Here is a 2,989-nt window from a genome sequence, read left to right as displayed (position 1 = left end):
TGTGCTAATGAATCTGTAATCACTCGTACTTGGACATTGACTGATGAGTGTGACAATACAACAACTTTAGTTCAAACAATAACCGTAGTAGATACTACAGCACCAACATTTACAGTTCCTGCTGATATCACTATCGAATGTGATGTAGACCCTTCTGATCTTTCTATTACTGGTGATGTAACTGATGAAGCGGACAACTGCTCTGCTGGTTTAGATGCAACCTATACTGATAGCGTAGCCAATGGTACTTGTGCTAACGAATCTGTGATTACTCGTACTTGGACATTGACTGATGAGTGTGACAATACAACAACTTTAGTTCAAACTATTACTGTTGAAGACACTATTGCACCAACATTTACAGTACCTGCTGATATCACTATCGAATGTGATGTAGATCCTTCTGATCTTTCTATTACTGGTGATGTAACAGATGAAGCGGACAACTGCTCTACTGGTTTAGAAGCAACCTATACTGATAGCGTAGCCAATGGTACTTGTGCTAACGAATCTGTGATTACTCGTACTTGGACATTGACTGATGAGTGTGACAATACAACGACTTTAGTTCAAACTATTACTGTTGAAGATACTACACCTCCTTCTATTGATACTATTAATAAAGAAGATATCGTGATTCAGTGTGGTGTATCTCCTGATAATGCTTTAGATACATGGCTTTCTAATAATGCTGGTGCAACAGCTACTGATAATTGTGGTACAATCACATGGTCTAATGACTATGGTATTAACACTAATGTAGATTGTGCTAATGGTGAAATTATTGTAACATTTACTGCAACTGATGTTTGTGGTAATGCTTCTAACACCACTGCTACATATTCAATTATTGATACTGTTGATCCTGTACTAACTATTCCTCAAGATGTAACGATTGAATGTACAGAAAGTACTGAACCTTCTAATACAGGTAATGCTAGTGCAACTGATGATTGTACTGAACCTAATATTACTTTTAACGACTCTGAAGTCGCTAACTGTGGTAATACTAAAATAATAACACGTACCTGGACTGCTACAGACACTTGTGGTAACTCAGTTTCAGCAAACCAAACAATATCTGTAGTAGATACTACAGCACCAACATTTACAGTACCTGCTGATATCACTATCGAATGTGATGTAGATCCTTCTGATCTTTCTATTACTGGTGATGTAACTGATGAAGCGGACAACTGCTCTACTGGTTTAGAAGCAACGTATACTGATAGTGTAGCCAATGGCAGCTGTGCTAATGAATCTGTAATCACTCGTACTTGGACATTGACTGATGAGTGTGACAATACAACAACTTTAGTTCAAACTATTACTGTTGAAGATACAACTGCACCTACATTTACTGTGCCTGCTGATATCACTATCGAATGTGATGTAGATCCTTCTGATCTTTCTATTACTGGTGATGTAACTGATGAAGCGGACAACTGCTCTACTGATTTAGAAGCAACGTATACTGATAGTGTAGCCAATGGTAGCTGTGCTAACGAATCTGTGATTACTCGTACTTGGACATTGACTGATGAGTGTGACAATACAACAACTTTAGTTCAAACTATTACTGTTGAAGATACAACTGCACCTACATTTACTGTGCCTGCTGATATCACTATCGAATGTGATGTAGATCCTTCTGATCTTTCTATTACTGGTGATGTAACTGATGAAGCGGACAACTGCTCTACTGGTTTAGAAGCAACGTATACTGATAGTGTAGCCAATGGCAGCTGTGCTAATGAATCTGTAATCACTCGTACTTGGACATTGACTGATGAGTGTGACAATACAACAACTTTAGTTCAAACAATCACAGTTGAAGATACAACTGCACCTACATTTACTGTGCCTGCTGATATCACTATCGAATGTGATGTAGATCCTTCTGATCTTTCTATTACTGGTGATGTGACTGATGAAGCGGACAACTGCTCTACTGATTTAGAAGCAACGTATACTGATAGTGTAGCCAATGGTAGCTGTGCTAATGAATCTGTAATCACTCGTACTTGGACATTGACTGATGAGTGTGACAATACAACAACTTTAGTTCAAACTATTACTGTTGAAGATACAACTGCACCTACATTTACTGTGCCTGCTGATATCACTATCGAATGTGATGTAGATCCTTCTGATCTTTCTATTACTGGTGATGTGACTGATGAAGCGGACAACTGCTCTACTGGTTTAGAAGCAACGTATACTGATAGTGTAGCCAATGGCAGCTGTGCTAATGAATCTGTAATCACTCGTACTTGGACATTGACTGATGAGTGTGACAATACGACAACTTTAGTTCAAACTATTACTGTTGAAGATACAACTGCACCTACATTTAACGAAGCGCTTCCTACAGATGTTACTGTTGAATGTGATGCGGTTCCTACTGCTGAAACTTTAACAGCTAACGATAACTGTGGTGATGCTACTGTTAATTTTGAAGAAGAAATTACAAATAGTACTTGTGATAATTCATACACATTAACTCGTACATGGACTGCTGCTGATGCTTGTGGTAATGAAACTGTTCATTCGCAATCAATCACTGTTCAGGATACAACTGCACCAACATTTAACGAAGCACTTCCTACAGATGTTACTGTTGAATGTGATGCAGTTCCTACTGCTGAAACTTTAACAGCTAACGATAACTGTGGTGATGCTACTGTTACTTTTGAAGAAGAAATTACAAATAGTACTTGTGATAATTCATACACATTAACTCGTACCTGGACTGCTGCTGATGCTTGTGGTAATGAAACTGTTCATTCACAATCAATCACTGTTCAGGATACAACAGCACCAACATTTAACGAAGCACTTCCTACAGATGTTACTGTAGAATGTGATGCGGTTCCTACTGCTGAAACTTTAACAGCTAACGATAACTGTGATGATGCTACTGTTACGTTTGAAGAAGAAATTACAAATAGTACTTGTGATAATTCGTACACATTAACTCGTATTTGGA

General features: G+C 38.1%; 1 protein-coding gene. It reads left to right on the top strand.

Annotated features, from left to right (window positions below; translation table 11 throughout):
- The coding region (locus P7122_RS14670) for an HYR-like domain-containing protein (RefSeq protein ID WP_278006550.1) at positions 1 to 2,989 on the top strand (2,989 nt) is incomplete at both ends.

The organism is Winogradskyella marincola, assembly GCF_029624125.1.
Classification (GTDB): domain Bacteria; phylum Bacteroidota; class Bacteroidia; order Flavobacteriales; family Flavobacteriaceae; genus Winogradskyella; species Winogradskyella marincola.
This window is presented reverse-complemented; position numbering and strand designations above follow the sequence as displayed.